The 17,455-nt window shown below is 42.6% G+C and carries 17 protein-coding genes; 6 read left to right on the top strand and 11 right to left on the bottom strand.

Annotated features, from left to right (window positions below; genetic code table 11):
• Positions 1–10: 10 nt before the first annotated feature.
• From IGI49_RS08865 to IGI49_RS08885, 5 genes are read left to right on the top strand one after another with little or no spacing between them, the layout of a single operon-like run.
• Complete coding sequence (locus IGI49_RS08865) at positions 11–712, top strand: amino acid ABC transporter permease (protein ID WP_429964213.1); 702 nt, start codon at positions 11–13, stop codon at positions 710–712.
• Positions 709–1,416, top strand: a complete 708-nt coding sequence (locus IGI49_RS08870; protein WP_429964214.1) for an amino acid ABC transporter permease — start codon at positions 709–711, stop codon at positions 1,414–1,416. The genes IGI49_RS08865 and IGI49_RS08870 overlap by 4 nt, the downstream gene beginning before the upstream one ends.
• Complete coding sequence (locus tag IGI49_RS08875; protein WP_429964215.1) at positions 1,413–2,156, top strand: amino acid ABC transporter ATP-binding protein; 744 nt, start codon at positions 1,413–1,415, stop codon at positions 2,154–2,156. The genes IGI49_RS08870 and IGI49_RS08875 overlap by 4 nt, the downstream gene beginning before the upstream one ends.
• Before the next feature lie 15 nt (positions 2,157–2,171).
• Complete coding sequence (locus tag IGI49_RS08880; protein WP_429964216.1) at positions 2,172–3,137, top strand: ornithine cyclodeaminase family protein; 966 nt, start codon at positions 2,172–2,174, stop codon at positions 3,135–3,137.
• Positions 3,138–3,146: 9 nt separating this feature from the next.
• Positions 3,147–4,319, top strand: a complete 1,173-nt coding sequence (locus IGI49_RS08885; protein WP_429964217.1) for an aminotransferase class V-fold PLP-dependent enzyme — start codon at positions 3,147–3,149, stop codon at positions 4,317–4,319.
• 91 nt (positions 4,320–4,410) lie between these two features.
• Here the strand turns inward: IGI49_RS08885 and IGI49_RS08890 are convergent, their stop codons facing one another.
• The 6 genes from IGI49_RS08890 to IGI49_RS08915 all read right to left on the bottom strand — a co-directional run bounded on the left by IGI49_RS08890 (position 4,411) and on the right by IGI49_RS08915 (position 9,392).
• Positions 4,411–4,908: a hypothetical protein gene (locus tag IGI49_RS08890; protein ID WP_429964218.1), complete on the bottom strand. Its 498-nt coding sequence runs from the start codon at positions 4,906–4,908 to the stop codon at positions 4,411–4,413.
• A 113-nt stretch (positions 4,909–5,021) separates the two neighbouring features.
• Positions 5,022–5,510, bottom strand: coding sequence for a hypothetical protein (locus IGI49_RS08895; protein WP_429964219.1), 489 nt, complete (start codon positions 5,508–5,510; stop codon positions 5,022–5,024).
• A 357-nt stretch (positions 5,511–5,867) separates the two neighbouring features.
• Positions 5,868–6,467: a ParA family protein gene (locus IGI49_RS08900; protein WP_429964220.1), complete on the bottom strand. Its 600-nt coding sequence runs from the start codon at positions 6,465–6,467 to the stop codon at positions 5,868–5,870.
• Positions 6,468–6,551: 84 nt separating this feature from the next.
• Positions 6,552–7,556 (bottom strand): nucleoid-associated protein, encoded by a 1,005-nt coding sequence (locus IGI49_RS08905; RefSeq protein ID WP_429964221.1) that lies wholly within the window; start codon positions 7,554–7,556, stop codon positions 6,552–6,554.
• Between the two features lie 65 nt (positions 7,557–7,621).
• Entirely contained in the window at positions 7,622–8,296 is a 675-nt protein-coding gene (locus tag IGI49_RS08910; RefSeq protein WP_429964222.1) for an ABC transporter ATP-binding protein, read from the bottom strand.
• A 1-nt stretch (position 8,297) separates the two neighbouring features.
• A complete protein-coding gene (locus tag IGI49_RS08915) occupies positions 8,298–9,392 on the bottom strand; it encodes an ABC transporter permease (protein WP_429964223.1) in 1,095 nt (364 codons plus the stop codon).
• Between the two features lie 321 nt (positions 9,393–9,713).
• Here IGI49_RS08915 and IGI49_RS08920 point away from each other — a divergent pair, with 321 nt between their 5' ends.
• The gene (locus IGI49_RS08920; protein ID WP_207704827.1) at positions 9,714–10,307 is read left to right on the top strand and encodes a TetR/AcrR family transcriptional regulator; all 594 of its coding nucleotides are present in this window, start codon (positions 9,714–9,716) and stop codon (positions 10,305–10,307) included.
• 40 nt (positions 10,308–10,347) lie between these two features.
• Here IGI49_RS08920 and IGI49_RS08925 read toward each other — a convergent pair whose 3' ends face one another.
• The 5 genes from IGI49_RS08925 to IGI49_RS08945 all read right to left on the bottom strand — a co-directional run bounded on the left by IGI49_RS08925 (position 10,348) and on the right by IGI49_RS08945 (position 17,341).
• The gene (locus IGI49_RS08925) at positions 10,348–11,064 is read right to left on the bottom strand and encodes an MIP/aquaporin family protein (RefSeq protein WP_207704826.1); all 717 of its coding nucleotides are present in this window, start codon (positions 11,062–11,064) and stop codon (positions 10,348–10,350) included.
• Entirely contained in the window at positions 11,065–12,897 is a 1,833-nt protein-coding gene (gene glpO, locus IGI49_RS08930; RefSeq protein ID WP_429964224.1) for a type 1 glycerol-3-phosphate oxidase, read from the bottom strand.
• Between the two features lie 18 nt (positions 12,898–12,915).
• Positions 12,916–14,412: a glycerol kinase GlpK gene (gene glpK / locus IGI49_RS08935; protein WP_429964225.1), complete on the bottom strand. Its 1,497-nt coding sequence runs from the start codon at positions 14,410–14,412 to the stop codon at positions 12,916–12,918.
• A 162-nt stretch (positions 14,413–14,574) separates the two neighbouring features.
• Positions 14,575–16,041: a helix-turn-helix domain-containing protein gene (locus IGI49_RS08940; protein WP_429964226.1), complete on the bottom strand. Its 1,467-nt coding sequence runs from the start codon at positions 16,039–16,041 to the stop codon at positions 14,575–14,577.
• The gene (locus tag IGI49_RS08945; RefSeq protein WP_429964227.1) at positions 16,031–17,341 is read right to left on the bottom strand and encodes an FAD-dependent oxidoreductase; all 1,311 of its coding nucleotides are present in this window, start codon (positions 17,339–17,341) and stop codon (positions 16,031–16,033) included. Before IGI49_RS08945 ends, IGI49_RS08940 begins: the two co-directional genes overlap by 11 nt.
• Positions 17,342–17,455: the final 114 nt, after the last annotated feature.

The following is a 17,455-nucleotide window of genomic DNA, read 5'->3' on the forward strand; positions in this document are numbered from 1 at the left end:
GATGTAAACTATGAGTTCTAACTTTTTTTCTTGGGAACGCTTTGTTCACGTCTTTCCGCAGGTGCTGCAAAAACTCCCAGTAACCTTCCAGATTGTTGTCATAGCGACAATTATCGGTTTGCTGCTGGGAACGCTGCTTGCGGTGATTCGTATCAAACGAATTCCCGTTTTAAATCAGCTGGCCTATTTGATGATTTCCTTTTTCCGCGGAACACCGGCGCTGGTTCAAATGTTCATTGTGTATTATGGAATGCCCTTATTATTCCGCTCTTACTTAAACATGGATTTGAGCGGTGTAAACAAGATCTTTTTTGTATTTATTACCTTTGGACTGAATCAGGCTGGTTATATGGCGGAGTTGATCCGGGCGTCCATCTTGTCCGTTCCGATTGGGCAGACGGAAGCAGGCTATTCGGTGGGCTTAACCGGCTGGCAAACCTTCTATCGAATCGTTTTCCCTCAAGCACTGAAGGTCGCAATTCCTGGGCTGGAGACTTTGTTTGTCATGCTGCTGCAGGATACGGCTTTAGCTTATATGATCGGTGTGGCCGACATGATGGGAAAAGTGCGAATGATCGCAGCTACTACTCGGCATTCGATTGAAGGCTATATTGGTGTGGCAATTATTTTTGCCGCTATCAGTCTAATTTTAGAAGGTATTTTTGCTGTGGTTAATCACAGATCCAGCAGAAGAAAGAAGGTGGTTGCATGAACTTTCAACTAAATTATTTTCTTGAATGTTTGCAGGCCAGCTTTATGAAGATTCCGGTTAGTCTTGGTATTGCGGCAACTACTTTGATTGTCGGTTTGCTGATTGGTACACCGATCGCCTTGATTCGAATCTTTCATGTGAGGGTGCTGGATCAGTTTTTCACAGTAGTCATTGCCATTGTTAAGGCTATCCCGGTCAATTTGATTATTTTGATTGCTGGACTGTGGTTTAATAGTAATTTTAATGCTATTGCCCAGTCATTGGGCTGGAAGATTACCGTTTCTGAAGTGGATAAGATTTATGTGGCAGTTTTTGCTTTGTCGATTGCAGCAATTGCCTTGCTTTCTGAGTCTGTTCGGGGGGCGTTGATGTCTGTAGACAAAGGCCAATATGAAGCCGGCTATACGGTGGGCTTAAGCAAGTTCCAAACCTTTTACCGTATTATTATGCCGCAAGCCTTTTTAGTATTGGTTCCGACCTTGATCGGAAATATCAATTCCTTGGTGAAGCTGTCTGCCCTGGTTATCTTAGTTGGGGTTCAGGATGTGTTGAACGCTGGACTAAAGATTGCGAGCATTTACTACTGCTACCTGGAGGCTTATGTGGCTGCGGCCTTGATCTATTGGGGCATCAGCCTGATTTGTATCCAATTAGGAAAATTAGCTGAAGAACGTATGGGACGTTATAGAAGGAGCCAAGCATGATAGAGGTTAAAGATGTCTATAAGAAATTCGATCGTCATGAAGTGCTGAAGGGCGTAAGCTTGAAGGTAGAGACTGGCGATGTAATTGTTATTCTTGGTGTCAGCGGTTCAGGGAAAACCACCCTGCTGCGCTGCATCAATTTTTTGGATAAAGCGGACAGTGGTACCTTGACTATTGCTGGAGAGACAGTGGATTTGAAGCATGCATCGAAAAAAGAAATTTTAACTGTTCGTAAGAAAACGGCGTTTGTTTTCCAAAATCATAATTTATTTAACAATAAAACTGCACTGGAAAATGTTATGGAAGGCCTGGTTATCGCTCGTAAGGTGCCTAAAGCAGAAGCTGAAAAACGGGCAAAAGAAGCCTTGGACAAAGTGGGCTTAGCTGAAAAATATGACTCCTACCCTTCCCAATTATCAGGCGGACAACAGCAACGTGTAGGTATTGCTCGGTCGATTGTGCTAAATCCTGAGATTATCATGTTTGACGAACCGACTTCTGCGCTTGATCCGGAGCTGGTGGGCGAAACCCTGAAGATCATGAAAAAGATTGCGGACGAAGGCGTCACCATGATTGTGGTTACTCACGAGATGGCCTTTGCTTCTGAAGTAGCCAACAAGGTGATTTTTATGGATGAAGGCGTCATTGTCGAGGAAGGACCGCCAGAGGAAATCTTCTCGAATCCAAAAGAAGAACGCACACGTCGCTTCCTAAAACGCATTTTGCCGGAATCGATTTAAGAAAAGAGGAAAAGCATGTCACAAGAACTTCTAGTTTTGGATGCAGCTTTTGTGGAAGAACATTTGGATATGCAGGTCTGTGTTGACTTAATGGCTGAAACATTGAAAAATGTAGAAACTGGTGAGGATGTTCAATACCTGCGTAACGCGATTAAAATGCCTAACGACAATATCTTAGGCTTAATGCCGGGCTATTCTAATTCCGGTTATTTTGGAACGAAAATTTTAAGTGTTTATTTACAAAACAGTCAGGATGGCTATCCTTCCCATCAAGGACAGATCTTAATTTTTGAAAAGGAACACGGTCAGTTAAAGGGCATCGTGGACGCAACTTCTGTAACCAAGCTGCGCACCGGTGCAGTCAGTGCCGCTGCCAGCACAGTATTAGCGAATCCAGATTCTAGCAAATTGGCTTTATTGGGTGCTGGTGAACAGGGTGAATCTCATCTGCAGGCCTTACTGACTCAATTTACGTTAACAGAGGTTACTATTTGGGATAAAGATTTTGAGCGGGCTCAGCGGTTTGCTGAAAGGGAAAGTACGAAGCAGCAGATTGCCATTACTGCCTGCCCTACTAGTCAAGAAGCAGTGCAGGATGCTGATATTGTTTGTACGATCACTCCAGCCAAAACACCGATTATTGAAGCCGCTTGGCTGAAGCCTGGCGTTCATATTAATGCGGTAGGTGCTTGTACTGCCGACACCCGTGAATTAGCCACGGACATTGTACAGAAAGCCCGCTTTTTCGGTGATAATGGGGAATCCGTCCTACATGAAGCTGGTGATTTTCTTATCCCGCTTAATGATGGCGCGATTACCAATGAGCACTATTTAGGAACCATCGGCCAAGTAATGCAGGGAACGGTTCCTGGCAGATTAACTAAGGAAGATATCACTGTTTTCGAAGCACTGGGAATGGCCGTTGAAGATCTTGCGGTAGCCAATTACTTGTGTCAGCTTGCGAAGAATCAACAGGAATAAGGTGAAAAAATGGATTGGCAAAAAAACTATCGGCAGCAGTTCCCCGTTGCCCAGCAATGTATTTACTTAGATAATGCCTATGATTGCGGCGGCACAACCATCGCCAGAAAAGCCCCCGAGAAATACTTCAACGATTGGGAATATGGTGCGCTCCACAATGAACGTGGCGGCCCTGGTCGAGCGACTTTGTTCAAAACACTGGATGCCACTCGCGAATTGTTAAATCAGCTAGTCGGCGGTTTGGGGCCAGAGCAAATCGCTTTTACCCGTAATACGAACGAAGGCATCAATGCCATTCTTCAGGGCTTCGATTTTCAGCCTGGCGACAACATCGTTACCAGCCGACAGGAACACCCATCTGTCTTGATGCCCTGTTTGAATGCTGCCAGAACCCGCGGTGTTGAAGCCCGAGTAGTTCCTGCTAGAGAAGATGGACAGGTCTTAATTGAAGAGCTGACTGCTGCGGCTGACGATCGAACTCGTATGATTTTGGTCAGCCATGTACAATCAGCGACTGGTTACCGGATCGATTTAGAGAAGCTGGGCCGCTGGTGTCATGTACGGGGGATTTTCTTGATCGTTGATGCCATTCAGAGTTTGGGCTTGCAGCCTTTTCTGGCTCAAAAATGGCATGTTGCTGCTGTTTCTGCAGCCTCTTATAAAGGACTTTGCGGCATTAACAGTACAGCCTTTACGTATTATCATCCAGATTTGTTGAAACACATTTGGCCTGTTTATACGGCAGCTAATTCTTATATTCATATTGAAGAAGCCGAGGGGCAGTATTCCTTAAGCTGTTCAGAGGATACGAAGGCCGGTAAGATGGAGAACAGTTCTTTAGACAATTTGGGAATTTATGTTTTGCATGATGCACTGCAGGAAATTTTGACTATCGGACCTGATACGATTTGGCAGCACATTCGTGTTCTTTATGATCAGCTGCGTGCCGGATTAGTCGAACTAGGCTTTGAAGTGGTTACACCGGAAAAAGAAGCTGCTCATTGCGGCATCGTGTCGCTAAAAACTGATCAGCTGCAGAAGATGTTCGATTATTTCCGCAGCAACAATGTTTGTTTGAGTATTAGTGCAGATCAGTTTATTCGCTTTTCATTGGGTGCTTTTAATAACCAGGGCGATATCGATCAGCTTTTGGCCATTGCAGGAGAATGTGAATTTAGATGATTTTTGAGAAGATGCTGAGTATTGGCTTAGCATCTTTTTTTGTTGTGGTGTAAAAAATACCGGCGATATTTAGGTCGCCGGCACATGAAAACTATTTTACTTTCTCTTTTGAATTCATAAAGAAGTGTCGGTACATGGCTTCTCCGCGCTTTCCTGCATCGAAATATGACTGGATACTATTGTAAACGTCTGATTTATTACTGCGGGTTAATAGTTTAGACCCTGTTAAAGAAATATACATGTCGGTCAGTTCTCTTTTTGTATAGTTTTGAATCGTTTCTTCTTTGGTTTCTGTTTTAAAAATTTTTTTCACTTCTTCTTCAGAGTATAGCTTTCCACTGACTTCGCCAGGATTATTGAACATTTTAGAAGTGCTTGTAGTTTTATGGACAAAAGGCGTGGCCGGCTTATCCGCATTTTTCAATTTGGCTCTATTCACTTTGTAAAATAATGCTAAAATTTGATCCATGTCTTCCAGCTCAAATTTATTCTCCAATTCCTTCAATTTTGGACGAACAGGAGCAGTACGACTGGCTTCAGCTAAGGCTTGCATGAAGTCTTCCAGAAAGGCTTGGTTAGATTTGAACATCGGGCTTCACTCCTTTTACTGAGAGTATAGCATGGTACCTCCTATTCAGTTCAATATGTTTTTGATTTAGTATAAAAGATGCCGATGACTTACCGGTCATCGGCACATAATGATTATTTTACTTTTTCCCAAGGTCTCTCTATATAGTTTCGGTAGATAGCTGCTCCACGTTGCTGCGCATCAAAGAGTCCTTGGATACTATTGTAGATATTTGATTTATTACTGCTAGTTAGTAGTTTAGTCCCTGTCAGAGAAATATACATATCGGTCAATTCTCTTTTTGTATAGTTGCGAATCGTTTCTTCTTTGTTTTCTGTCTTAAATATCTTTCGCACTTCTTCTTCGGAGTACTGTTTTTCACTGACCTCTGCTGGGCGAGAAAGCATTTTGGACGTTTTAGGAATATGAGGAGCGACTGGTTTATCCGCGTTTTTCAATTTAGCTCTATTCACCTTGTAAAACAGGGTCAAAATTTGATCCATATCTTCTAAATCAAATTTATTCTCCAATTCCTTCAGTTTTGGACGGACAGGAGCAGTACGACTGGCATCAGCTAAAGCTTGCATGAAATCCTCAAAAAGAGTTTGGTTAGTCTTAGTCATCGTCCTTCACTCCCCTTATACTTGTAAACTTATTTTACATAATTTTTCTTACAGATTCAAATCGGATAGCCTCTTTAGAAACTCTTTTGTGATTTTTGGGTATGTATTTTTCGATACATGTAAATTACCCAATTTATTTTCTGCAACTGCTCTAGTAACAGCTACATAATTATTCGTAAAACTCTCAAATACATAAATACATTGATCAATATTTAGTTTTCCCAATTCATTTCTTAACTTTTCAATCACTTCGTCATACCTAACCTGCCCCCGAATAAGTGTATAGAATATGCCAATCAATTTAGGATTTTCTCCGAAATAATGCTTAAATAGATACGCATCCTGATGATTAGTACATTATTTGGCATGGATTTTAGAAATATTTCCTGTATAATGCATGATTCCCTTAGCACTGATTGAATCGACAATGGTGGGAATCAGATAGGCATCAGACATCAGAAAAGCACTTTGAGTAATGACACTGCTGTTGGGTGGACAATCCATTAACAAATAGTCATATTCAGGCAGTTTATCCTCAATATTGCGAATTAGCTTCGCTAAAATAGAGAAATAACGTATATCCTTTTCCATGCTCATATTTAGTTCATCTAAGCCAACATTTTCTCGATAATACAAACTCGATGCCACAAAATCCAACCCTTCTTCGTATTGACTAATCAAATAATCCAGGTCAAATTGCACGTCTAAATTATAGCCCTTGCGCACATTATCAATCGAAAGATCGTAAACATAGTTCAGGGTTTGCTTGGGTTCAAGATATTCCAGCGAGCGCTCCTTGTCCTCCTTCTTAATACAAATCTCGCTGAGAGAACTTTGGGGATCTAAGTCCATCAGTAAAACCTTCTTGCCTAGATCCTTCAGGCACTTCCCTAAAAACAAGGTACTCGTTGTCTTGCCGACGCCGCCTTTATAGTTGCCAATAAAGATTTTTTTCATGATATCCTCCTATTGTCGCTTTTTATGTCTCATAAATAAGATACGCAAACAGAAATATTATCATTAAAAATAAGCCATCAACCACTATAAGCGGTTAATGACTTCGTCAACATTTTTTATCGTTACTGAGATGGTGCCATCGGGATTATTGATGAATTCGATCAGCTCTGGGTTACGATAGACTTCCAAAGGTACGATCAATTCGATTCCGTTAGAAAGCTTTAGTTTTTGTTTGCCGTATTTCTTTTCGCTAATTTCTCTAACTTCGCGAGGCAACGGGGCTTGATCAACATAGCCTTTTTCTACGACTTCTTCTTGGAAGGCTAATTGTGCCGAAATATTGTCCTTGAAGACTCGTTGAGAAACTTCTTTGGCATCGATTTGTCCGTGTTCCTCCACTAGTTCATAAACGGCTTCCTTCACGTCAGCAACTACATCGTGCTTCGGATTTTCAAATTGGGAGCCAATCCGTTCAGCAACCTTTTTGATGACCTTGACACTTTCTTCTAAAGAAGGTGCTGGCTCACTTTCGATGACCTCCGTTGAAAAATACAGTCGTTTTTCTCCTGAGAAGGGATATTTTTTTTCGATCAATTCAAAGCTTAGATTGTCTAGATTCACAGTCAAGCCTTCATCAGCTTTTTGTGTTTTTCCAGAAAGAATCGACTGATGCAGGATTAATTCATTGTTTATCCCAGCATCGTTGGAATCCACCATATGCGTGTAGCCTTGATGATAATTAATCTTTAAAAAGGCTACGTACAGCTGAGTATCTTCTTCATACAATGCTACAAACACATCGGCACTGGGTGCTTCTTCGCTCTCCTGATAAGCATTGTACCAGCGCTCTACAATCTTCTCACTGGCTGGCAAGAAGTCGTATTCAGCCTGGCGGCTAAGCTGAGCAAATTCGGAGTCTTCAGCTAAAATACCTGTTTTGGTTTGGGCTGAAGATAGTTTTTGAATCTTTTTAATCAAGTATTCGCGAACGAATTCTTTGGTTAAGTCCAGCTCCTGCTGGCTATAAATCGGATTGCCGGTTTCCCGGTCAATAATATGCAGTGCTGCTTTTTTTAAATAAATATCCATGATTTTCCTACTTCCTAATTACTGACTTAGTCATCATACACAAGAAATAGGAAAATTGGCAAGTTTTATTTTTGAGCAACTAGAACGCCATCTTCCATGCGGTAAATTTGATCGCTCCATTTTGTCATTCGCTCATCGTGGGTTACCATTACAATCGCCTTATTTCGGTTATGAGCTTCTTTGGCTAAAAGCTTAACTACATCAAAGGCATGATCCGAATCCAAGCTAGCTGTTGGTTCATCCGCTAGAATTAAGCTTGGTTCATTAAACAGTGACCGAGCAATTGCTACCCGCTGACGTTCCCCGCCAGATAAAGCCTTAGGAAATTGTTCCCGCAGCTCCCAAATATCCAATGACTTCAACAGATCCTCAATTTTCTCCGCATTCTTTTGCTTTTCAATCCGTTCGACTAATTCAAATTGTTCCTTTACCTTAAGAAAAGGAATTAAATTAGAGCTTTGCAGGATAAAGCCGATTTCCTTGAAACGAGCTTGAGATCGTTCCTTCTCTCCCATATGAGTAAAGTCCTGCCCATTAATCTCGATGGTGCCGCTGGTAGGTGTTTGCAGACCGCCAGCGATTGTCAGGAAGGTACTTTTCCCGGAACCAGAAGGACCAATCACGCTGATAAATTCTCCCCCATGAACCGTGAAATTGACACCTTTTAAGGCGGTAACTTCAGTATGTCCTTGTCCAAATTTCTTCACGGTATCCTTCATAACTAAAATTTCGTTGTTCATGCTATTCTCCTCCAATCGCGGTAACAGGATCGACCTTGGTGACGGTACGAATTGAGAACAGGCCGCCGACCATTGCCACAAGCACTAGGATAATACTGTAAATGCCCCATTCCAGCCAATCTACAGCAAACGGCATCGCATCAGGTAATACCAAGCTGGTCAATTCACTAAACAGAACTGCCAGTGCTACACCGACAATCCCAACAATCAAGGATTGAGCTAAAATTGAACGAACCAAATAACCAGTTGAAACCCCTTGTGCCTTCATAACACCAAAAATGGCTGTTTTTTGCAGGGTCATTACGTACATAAAAATACCGATAATCGCTGCAACGACAACAAATAAGAAGTAAATCATCGCATCCAAGGTTAATTTTTCAGGCTTGTAACCAGGCAGGTTTTCGACAAATTCGTTGCTGGTTAATTTTTGCATTTCTTTTTGACCATCATCCGTTGTAATAGAAACTTGACTAGGTGTTTTATCCTTTACGACAATGGCACTGATAGGCTTTTGATTCTCACTGGCAAAAGGCTGTGCACCGTATTTTAAGCTCGTGTAGCCTTCTAAATTCATATAAACCACTGGTGCGATCATATAGGTAGTTGCCGGAACAACTCCGACAATCTTGAATTCTTTGCCAGCTCCCAGTTTGACGGTTTGATTCAGTTTGAAGCCGTCGTTTTCCAAGTTTTCGGAAATGACAATTTCATCCTTGGCTTTTACTGAACGGCCGTCCTTGATTTTCGGTACGATAAAGCTGTCGCTGTCTGCACCAAAAATAGAAACATTGGTTTTATTATTGCTGTTGCTGCGCTCCATTGCTGAAGAAAAAATTCCTACTGCGGCTTTGTCAGAAGCATCCACCCGTTCTAGGTCGCTTCGAGTCAACTGAGAGGCACTGGCGATCTTGTTGCTGTCTTCAGATAAGATTACTGTTTTGGCCTGCCAGTCATCGATGGCTTGACGGTTTCCTTGAGCTAGTCCATTGGCTAACCCTGATAATATAAAGACCACATAAGCAACCAAAAACATGATGCCGATGATTAATCCATAACGCAATTTTGAATAGCGAATCTCTTTCCATGCTAAATACATAGGTGTCATCCTCTCCTTTACTTTTGCTATCTTACTCTCAAAGTGACATAATGTCACTTGATTTGCTCATGTGCTATAATATCAAGGAAAGGCTACGTTAACTCACCCAGCTTTAGGTTGGAATGCAGGTACTTTTTCCCAGCAGGCTTGCTAAGATCATTATCGTCAGCAACGCTAATTTGGAAGGGTATGCATTCTGAGGGCTTGATCAATCATTGATTTTACTGGATTTGTTTAACCAGGGAATCGATTGTAAGAGTCGAATGGGGAAAATCGTGGTATGATACAGTCGCTGAATAGACTAAGTCAGGAGGAATTGCTTTGCCTAAATCGACCTTTAATAACCTGCCACTTGAGCGGCAACAGCAGATTCGCGAGCTGCTCTTAACCATCTTTTATGAAAAACCGGTTAGTCAGGTGAAAGTAAGTGACATTGTTGCTGCTTTGAAGATGTCCCGCGGGATTTTCTATAAATATTTCGAGGATTTGAATGATGCCTATGATTATGTGATTCACTATTACGCTGGAAAGATTCATGGTGAAATCATTGAGTATATCACTCATCACGAAGGAGATTTTTTCCGAGGCATTGAGGAGTTTCTGCTATTGGCTGCGAAGCTGGAGGAAGAAGATTTTCGTTACCAGGAAATCGTGCTTTTAACGCAAAACAGCTACCTGTTTTCTTATCGCAATGAGGCTAGCCACGGGCTGGCTTTGTGGCAGGAAATTTTGGAAAAGAATTCTTTTGAGGTTGATTCTGTCGAGGAAAGTATTAGTTTCATGTATTTTTCCATGAAGCTGGTCATTGATTCTCTCACGGATATGCTGGCTAATCAGTGGTCGGAAGCCGAGCTGGTGGAGGACTTTCGTTTTAAGTCTCACTGGCTGACAAAAGGGTTAGAAAAAAAACCTTAAGAGGTTTGACAACAGTCAGCCTCTCAAGGTTTTTTTTAACTTAAACCATTACTTGATAAACCAATACAGCGATCACGCTGCCAATCATTGGTCCGACAATTGGTACCCAAGAATACGCCCAGTCAGAGCCGCCTTTATTGGCAATCGGTAAAATCGCATGGGCAATCCGTGGTCCTAAATCCCGGGCCGGATTAATCGCGTATCCCGTTGGTCCACCTAATGAAAGTCCGATAGCTAAGATTAATCCACCCACAGCTAAGACATTTACACCACCTGCAAATTCGTTTTGCGTGAAGGTTAACAATCCTAAGACCAGAACAAAGGTACCTAAGATTTCAGTCATTAAGTTGGCTGGGTAGTTGCGAATTGCAGGAGCTGTGGCAAAAGTACCTAAAATGGCATCTTTGTCCTCTGTAACAGCCCAATGGGGTAAGTACGCCAGCCAAATCAACGTTGCACCTACAATAGCTCCGAGCATTTGCGCGATAATAAAGGGTACAATCAAGCCTACTTCTAGATTACCGGTCATCGCCATTGCTATAGTAACTGCCGGATTCAAGTGTGCAGGTCCCATAAAGCCGGAAATGTAAACAGCCATCGCTACCCCCATCGCCCAACCAAATGCAATAACAATCCAGCCGGAGCCCTGTGCCTTGCTTTTATTCAAATTAACTGCGGCACAGACACCGCTGCCTAGAACGATTAAAATCATCGTTCCAATAAATTCACCAAAAATTTCTGCCATATCTCCTGTCATCTAGTTCATCCCCGCTTTCAATTCTGACAAATCCGACTCAGCGATTACGGCATCCAATTCATGCTGCTGTCTTTGTTTTTCAGCTTCATCCCAAGCTAGATACTCCGCCATCGCGTCAACAACTGGCTGCTTCAGGTTATCCAATGTATCTCGTTCAAAAAGAATATGGTTGGTGCGGCGCATCAAATAATCCGCCGGCGTCAAGCTCAACTCTGCTTCCAAGGCATAGCGTAAGCGGCCGGACTCAGCAGCTGACAAACCTGGGAAGGGTTCTTCTTGTGCTCGCTTAAAGATTTCTTGCGCGTTGCTTCCATAAAAATCAGCAATGTAGCGAGCCTCCTCTTCTGGCAAACCAGCAGAAACCCCTTGCTTCGTTAACATTTCAACGTGTTCATCCACCTTAGCTGGATCAAAGTGACCGCCAGAAACGGGATAATGTTTTGAATCGATGACTTCTATCTCTTGGTTGTATTCGTCTTTCAGCAGCTGTTGAATCAGTTTCATCGCCCCAGCAGCCATCTTGCGATAATCAGTGATTTTCCCACCTGATAAGGTAATAAGTCCATCCTCCTCACGCTCCAACGAACTTCCGCGAGATACTTGTGAAGGAGACAGCTCTTTCTCACTGCGACTATTTTCCAAATGGTTTAATACATGCTCCACTTCATCACGAGAAGCCGCTTCCGCTCGATAGCGTGTCACAACCTCAATGACTTCATCAAAGCTTTTTTCAGAAATCGATCCGTTATCACCGCCGTTGTAGTCAGAACCAGCATTGCCCATTAACAGCGGGCGCAAACCTGCCCAGCTGGCTTCGATGTCATTCAAGGTAAGCTTTGCTTCTGGATAGCGATGATTGATAACATCCAGCAAATAATCAACATCTTCTTGAGTTACCTTTGGATCTTCAAAGTCGCCATTATAATCGGTATCTGTAGTGCCAAAGTACGTTTTGTTTTCTCTTGGAATGGCAAAAACCATCCGTCCATCATGCTTGCCTGTATCAAAATAAGTTGGCTGTGGAACAGGCAGCTTCTTACGATCCACCACTAAATGAACACCTTTTGTCGGGCGCATTTTGGGAACCACTGCCCGGGTAAAGTTTAGATTGCGAACCTTATCCACCCAAGGACCGCTGGTATTGATAACTAATTTTGCTCGAATTTCAATGGTTTCGCCGGTTAATAAATCGCGAGCTTTTACGCCGACAATTTTTTGATCTTCGTATAAAAATCCAACCGCTTTCATCTTGCTGACCATGTAGCCCCCGTCATCCGCTGCTTGTTTGATGTTTTCAATCACCAAACGCGCATCATTATTACGGAAGTCCAGATACACACCGGCTCCTTGGAGCCCTTCTTTTTTCAAGTAGGGTTCTCTTTTTAAAACTTCCTCTGGATCAATTACATAATTCTCAAAGGAGGTGCCTGTGACGTTGGCTAATTTGTCATAAAGATCCATCGCTATTTTGACTGAAAACATCGTATACGTTGTTGGGCCTTCATCGTTATAAATCGGCAGCAGCATCGGATCAGGTTTTGGAATATGGGGGGCAATGCTTTGAATAACCGCCCGTTCAGTAACGGTATCAGCAACTACCTCCACATCGAAATTTTTCAAATAGCGGATGCCGCCATGAACCAACTTAGTAGAGCGTGAAGAGGTTCCTTCTGCAAAATCCTGCATCTCGATTAAACCCGTTTTTACTCCAGAGGCAGCAGCTTGTAAAGCCACTCCGGCACCAGTAATCCCTCCGCCGATAATCAGCAAGTCCAGCTCTTCCTGCTGCATTGCTTGAATCGTTTCTTTACGTGTATGAATAGAAAATGTCATCGTCTAACGCTTCCTTCCTTATTTGAACGCCTGTGTTGCTGCTACTGCTTTTTTCCAGCCGCTGTATAATTTTTCTCGTTCTTCTTCCTTCATTTTGCTTTCGTAGATTTTTCCTGCTTCATAAAATTCACGAATTTCATCGGTATCCTTCCAATAGCCGACTGCCAAGCCTGCTAAGAAAGCTGCGCCTAATGCAGTTGTTTCCAGGTTTTTCGCCCGTTGAATTGGCGTATCCAAAATATCTGATTGGAACTGCATCAGATACTCGTTCTTCGCTGCTCCGCCATCCACCTTTAATACTGGAATTTTGATTCCTGTGTCTTCTTGCATAGTATCGACAATGTCGCGAACTTGATAAGCAATTGATTGCAGCGTTGCTTTAATTAAATCATCACGAGTGGTCCCACGCGTTAAGCCAAACATGGCACCTCGAGCTTCTTGATCCCAGTATGGAGCACCCAAACCAACAAAAGCAGGCACGACATAGACCTCATTTTTATTTTTCGAGCGTTTCGCTGCATCCTCGGAATCACTAGCTTTTTTCATCATCTTCAAGCCATCTCGCAGCCATTGAATAGATGAACCGGCAACAAAAATACTTCCCTCCAAAGCATAGTAGACCTTGTCATTAATGCCGTAGCCAATCGTTGTCAACAGGTTGTTTTTCGACAGCTGAGGTTCTTCTCCCGTATTCATTACAATAAAGGCACCTGTACCATAGGTATTCTTCACCATTCCCGGTTCAAAGGCCATTTGTCCGAATAAGGCAGCCTGCTGGTCACCAGCCATACCACTGATAGGAACCTCTGCTCCAAAGAAATGATAGCTTTGCGTGTGGCCATAGATTTCTGAATTAGAGCAAGCCTTTGGCAGCATCGAACGAGGAATAGTTAATAAGTCCAAAATTTCTTGATCCCAGTCCAGGTCATTGATATTAAACAGCATTGTCCGGCTTGCATTCGAATAGTCAGTTACGTGGGCCCCGCCATCTGTCAGCTTCCAGGTTAACCAAGTGTCAATGGTTCCGAATAGCAGCTCACCTTTTTCCGCCCGTTCTTGCGCTCCTTCTACATGATCTAAAATCCAGCGAATCTTAGTGGCTGAGAAGTAAGCATCAATGATTAAGCCCGTTTTCTTATGAATAAATTCACTGTGCCCTTCTTCCTTCAGCTTGTTGGCCAGAGGTGCTGACTGACGGGATTGCCAAACTACCGCATTGTAAATCGGACGACCGGTGTCTTTTTCCCAAATTACGGTGGTTTCCCGTTGATTAGTAATCCCAATTCCCTCTACTTGATCCGGCTTAATTCCTGATTCAATAAAGGCACCGGCGATCACCGATTGAACAGAATTCCAAATTTCATTTGCATTGTGCTCAACCCAGCCGTCGTTTGGGAAATACTGGGCAAACTCTTTTTGCGAGCTGCCGATTTGGCGCCCCTTTTTGTCGTAAATTACCGCCCGTGAGCTGGTTGTTCCTTGGTCTATTGCCATGATATAAGTTTTTGCTGTCATGATGTTTCTCCTCTCTATTCGATGCAAACGTTTTCCTTAACTGTGTTTATCATACAACGCTTTCAAAAAAACAAACTGTCAAAAACCAGCGAATTTTTACTTTCTGTGATAGTTTCTTTAAAAATAGCTGCTGCATCAAGGATTTTGATCCAGCAGTCTTTTTTAAACTTTTGTCTTTTTTAAACGGTAAATACAGGTTTTTATTTCCTTTAAATCATAAGCAGAAGCAAACTCCGAGAGACGATAAACAAGCGGCTGTTCCAAATAATCCAGCTGATGGGTTTTCGTTGTGAGGATTAAATCGTAGCTGCGGTTGGCTTGATACACCTCAATTTGAATTCCAATAATCGGCCGCAAATCGCTGATTAGCAATTGGTACAGCGGCTCCTTCCAGGAACCAGTCAAATCAAGACCAATTTGAAGATTGTCCAGCAAATAGAAATCAATCATAGACAGCACACTGGCATAATTTTGTGCAAGGTACAAATGCAAGGTGTTTTCGCTATCGAAAGTCTGGTTCAGCTGTTGTAACGCCAAGTCTGTCAGCTGATCTAACAGCTGGCTCAAGGCCGAGCCTAACAAATGCTTTTCTTTGTTTAGCATTTGGTCCCGTTGGTAGTGCTCGATTTTCCCTTGAAAAAAATAGATTTCATTGTGTATCTGAGCTAAATGGTACCCAATCTTCTTTTCCATATCAATTGGCAGTCGGCGCGGGCGATAATGCAAGAGCAAAGTCTCTCTTACATAAACATCCACTACTGCAGTCGGCAGCTTTTTACTCCGAAATAATTCAAACCGATAGGCTTCATCTTCATCCAGCATATAATTAGAAACAAAGAACTCATAAAAGATCAGACTTTCACTCTTGGTGACTTCCAAAGAGGTTCGGCTAAAATACAGTGTCACGACATGATCAATTTTTTGGTACAGCACATTTTCTAAATAAGGGGTCATCAGCTTTTGAGTTTTCTTGGTTTTTGTTTTTTTAGCAGTCAATCGTTTACGAGTAATCCCCATCCATCGACAAATTTTATAGGCTGCTTCCCAAGAAAAGTGCGTTTCCAGCACCTGCTCCAGCGCGCGAATAAAGTTTTGATTTTCTGGTGTAATTTGCATGTATTCTGGCATTCGCTTGGGTAAAAAAGAATAAACCTGATTATAAAAATAGCGAATTTGTGCTTCCTCTCCCAAGAACTGACCATTTTTTATTTGCAGACCAAACTCGGCCAATAAACGATTTAACTCTTTAATTTTACGAAAAACTGAGGACTCGCTAATCATCAGTTCATTCACCAATTGAACGATGGTAAATTCTTTATGCCGCAGTAAAAAATCCAAAATTTGATAGTTGATGCTGTCCGCTACAAATAGTTCCACAATATCATTCAGATTATGTTCTGGCGGAATATGGAGAACTAAATCCGTCCCCTCATAAAAGAGCCGTAAAGGAATCTTAGAAATTTGGCAAACATATTCCAAATCACTGACATATTGCTCAAAAGCATTCCGTGACAATCCCACTTCTTTTCGTAATTCGGTTGCAGAAAACTGCCCTCCCTGCAGAATTAACTGGCGTAAAATCAGCAACTGCAGCTGTTCCTTCTTGTCTAGAAGCTGCTCAATCCTCATGGCGGTCCTCAATTCTGGCAAAGAGCGTTTGTGGGGTGTTCAAAGCCGGATGAAAATATTCTTCGCTTTGCAGCAGCTGTTCTTTTGTCTCCTTTAGCCGAATGGCCGCTGCCAACCGATTAAGGGCCTCCAATACAGGCATTCTGCTTAACAGCTGAGCACCTAGCAGCTCCTTTGTCTCTTGATCAAAAATCATTTTGATTCGCTGTGTCTCCGTAGTAAACAGATGAACCGGCAGTTCTAAAGTCTGAGTCTCCAAGGTACCGGGATAAAAAATTCCTTCACTTTCAGTCAAACCAGTACTCCCTACATAATAACCAAATAAATAATTGCCAATTGTTCGCAAGGTTCCTGGATCAGCTTTTTTCGGGCCATTCAAATTCGCTGCAGCCAGCTTGGCTGTGCGAATCGCATTGTTTACTAACGAAATATACATCGCTTCACCCGTCGGTTGGAAGCTCACTTGAATGGCATCCCCCACCGCAAAAACATTGGTCCGGCTCGTCTGCATCCAGCTATCGACCTGAATGGTCCCATCATCGTTCAAAATCAGCGCTTTTTCCCATAGACTGTTATCGGGACGAGTGTTAGTCGCTACTAACACCAGATCGAAGGCAGTCTGTTCACCAGCAGCTGTCAGCAATACCTGCTCGTTTTTTTCCAACAAGTCTTCCACATAAGCATTCAAATGAAGCTGTACTCCAGCAGCTTGCACAGCCTCAACTAGCGGTTGGGTCATCTCACTATCTAAATAACGAAAGAGCAATTGGGGATTGCTTTCAAATAGATGGACTTCTTTGTTTATAGTCTGTAATCCTTCTGCTATCTCTAACCCAACTTGCCCAGCCCCGATCACTGCTACTTTTTGAGCTTCCGGCAGCTGGTTTAATAGCTGCTGCGCTTCGCCTTTTGTTTTAAAGCGCAAAATTCTAGCGCCAGGTCTTTCGTCTGTTGAACCGTAGCGAGAGAATTGTCCCGAGCCGGTGGCAATAATCAATCGATCAAAGGAAACGATTTCATTTGCTGCTACTTGCAATCTGCCTTCGTCTGTCAATCCGACCACGGTTTGGTTGCACTGCACATCTATTTGATAATCAACGGTTAATTTCTGAAGAGTTACCCAATGCAGCTGATTCAAGTCAGCGATCTTATCTTGCAGCAGCAAAGAGAGGCTTCCAGGGATATACCCTATCTCCGGTTGTTTTTCCAATAGAATAATGTCGGCAAAGGGATAATATTCACGGCTGGTTATTGCGGCCTGAATCCCCGCAAAGGACCCTCCTATAATCACAATTCTCATAAAAATTTCCTCATTTCTACTTCTACGAATATGATACCATGGGAACAAAAATCCCCCACACAAAATGCCCTAACAGCTGATTTGTAACCTAAAAAACCGCTGCCTGTAAAAGAC

The sequence above is a fragment of the Enterococcus sp. AZ071 genome (genome assembly GCF_050499065.1).
Taxonomy (GTDB): Bacteria; Bacillota; Bacilli; order Lactobacillales; family Enterococcaceae; genus Enterococcus_A; species Enterococcus_A ferrettii.

Excerpts from the sequence above, each read along its gene's own strand:
- IGI49_RS08915 (WP_429964223.1), bottom strand. The coding sequence starts at position 9,392 with ATGTATTTAGCATGGAAAGAGATTCGCTATTCAAAATTGCGTTATGGA.
- IGI49_RS08890 (WP_429964218.1), bottom strand. The coding sequence starts at position 4,908 with ATGTTCAAATCTAACCAAGCCTTTCTGGAAGACTTCATGCAAGCCTTA.
- IGI49_RS08905 (WP_429964221.1), bottom strand. The coding sequence starts at position 7,556 with ATGGATATTTATTTAAAAAAAGCAGCACTGCATATTATTGACCGGGAA.
- glpO (WP_429964224.1), bottom strand. The coding sequence starts at position 12,897 with ATGACATTTTCTATTCATACACGTAAAGAAACGATTCAAGCAATGCAG.
- IGI49_RS08885 (WP_429964217.1), top strand. The coding sequence starts at position 3,147 with ATGGATTGGCAAAAAAACTATCGGCAGCAGTTCCCCGTTGCCCAGCAA.
- glpK (WP_429964225.1), bottom strand. The coding sequence starts at position 14,412 with ATGACAGCAAAAACTTATATCATGGCAATAGACCAAGGAACAACCAGC.
- IGI49_RS08900 (WP_429964220.1), bottom strand. The coding sequence starts at position 6,467 with ATGAAAAAAATCTTTATTGGCAACTATAAAGGCGGCGTCGGCAAGACA.
- IGI49_RS08945 (WP_429964227.1), bottom strand. The coding sequence starts at position 17,341 with ATGAGAATTGTGATTATAGGAGGGTCCTTTGCGGGGATTCAGGCCGCA.
- IGI49_RS08910 (WP_429964222.1), bottom strand. The coding sequence starts at position 8,296 with ATGAACAACGAAATTTTAGTTATGAAGGATACCGTGAAGAAATTTGGA.
- IGI49_RS08940 (WP_429964226.1), bottom strand. The coding sequence starts at position 16,041 with ATGAGGATTGAGCAGCTTCTAGACAAGAAGGAACAGCTGCAGTTGCTG.
- IGI49_RS08875 (WP_429964215.1), top strand. The coding sequence starts at position 1,413 with ATGATAGAGGTTAAAGATGTCTATAAGAAATTCGATCGTCATGAAGTG.
- IGI49_RS08925 (WP_207704826.1), bottom strand. The coding sequence starts at position 11,064 with ATGACAGGAGATATGGCAGAAATTTTTGGTGAATTTATTGGAACGATG.
- IGI49_RS08895 (WP_429964219.1), bottom strand. The coding sequence starts at position 5,510 with ATGACTAAGACTAACCAAACTCTTTTTGAGGATTTCATGCAAGCTTTA.
- IGI49_RS08870 (WP_429964214.1), top strand. The coding sequence starts at position 709 with ATGAACTTTCAACTAAATTATTTTCTTGAATGTTTGCAGGCCAGCTTT.
- IGI49_RS08865 (WP_429964213.1), top strand. The coding sequence starts at position 11 with ATGAGTTCTAACTTTTTTTCTTGGGAACGCTTTGTTCACGTCTTTCCG.
- IGI49_RS08880 (WP_429964216.1), top strand. The coding sequence starts at position 2,172 with ATGTCACAAGAACTTCTAGTTTTGGATGCAGCTTTTGTGGAAGAACAT.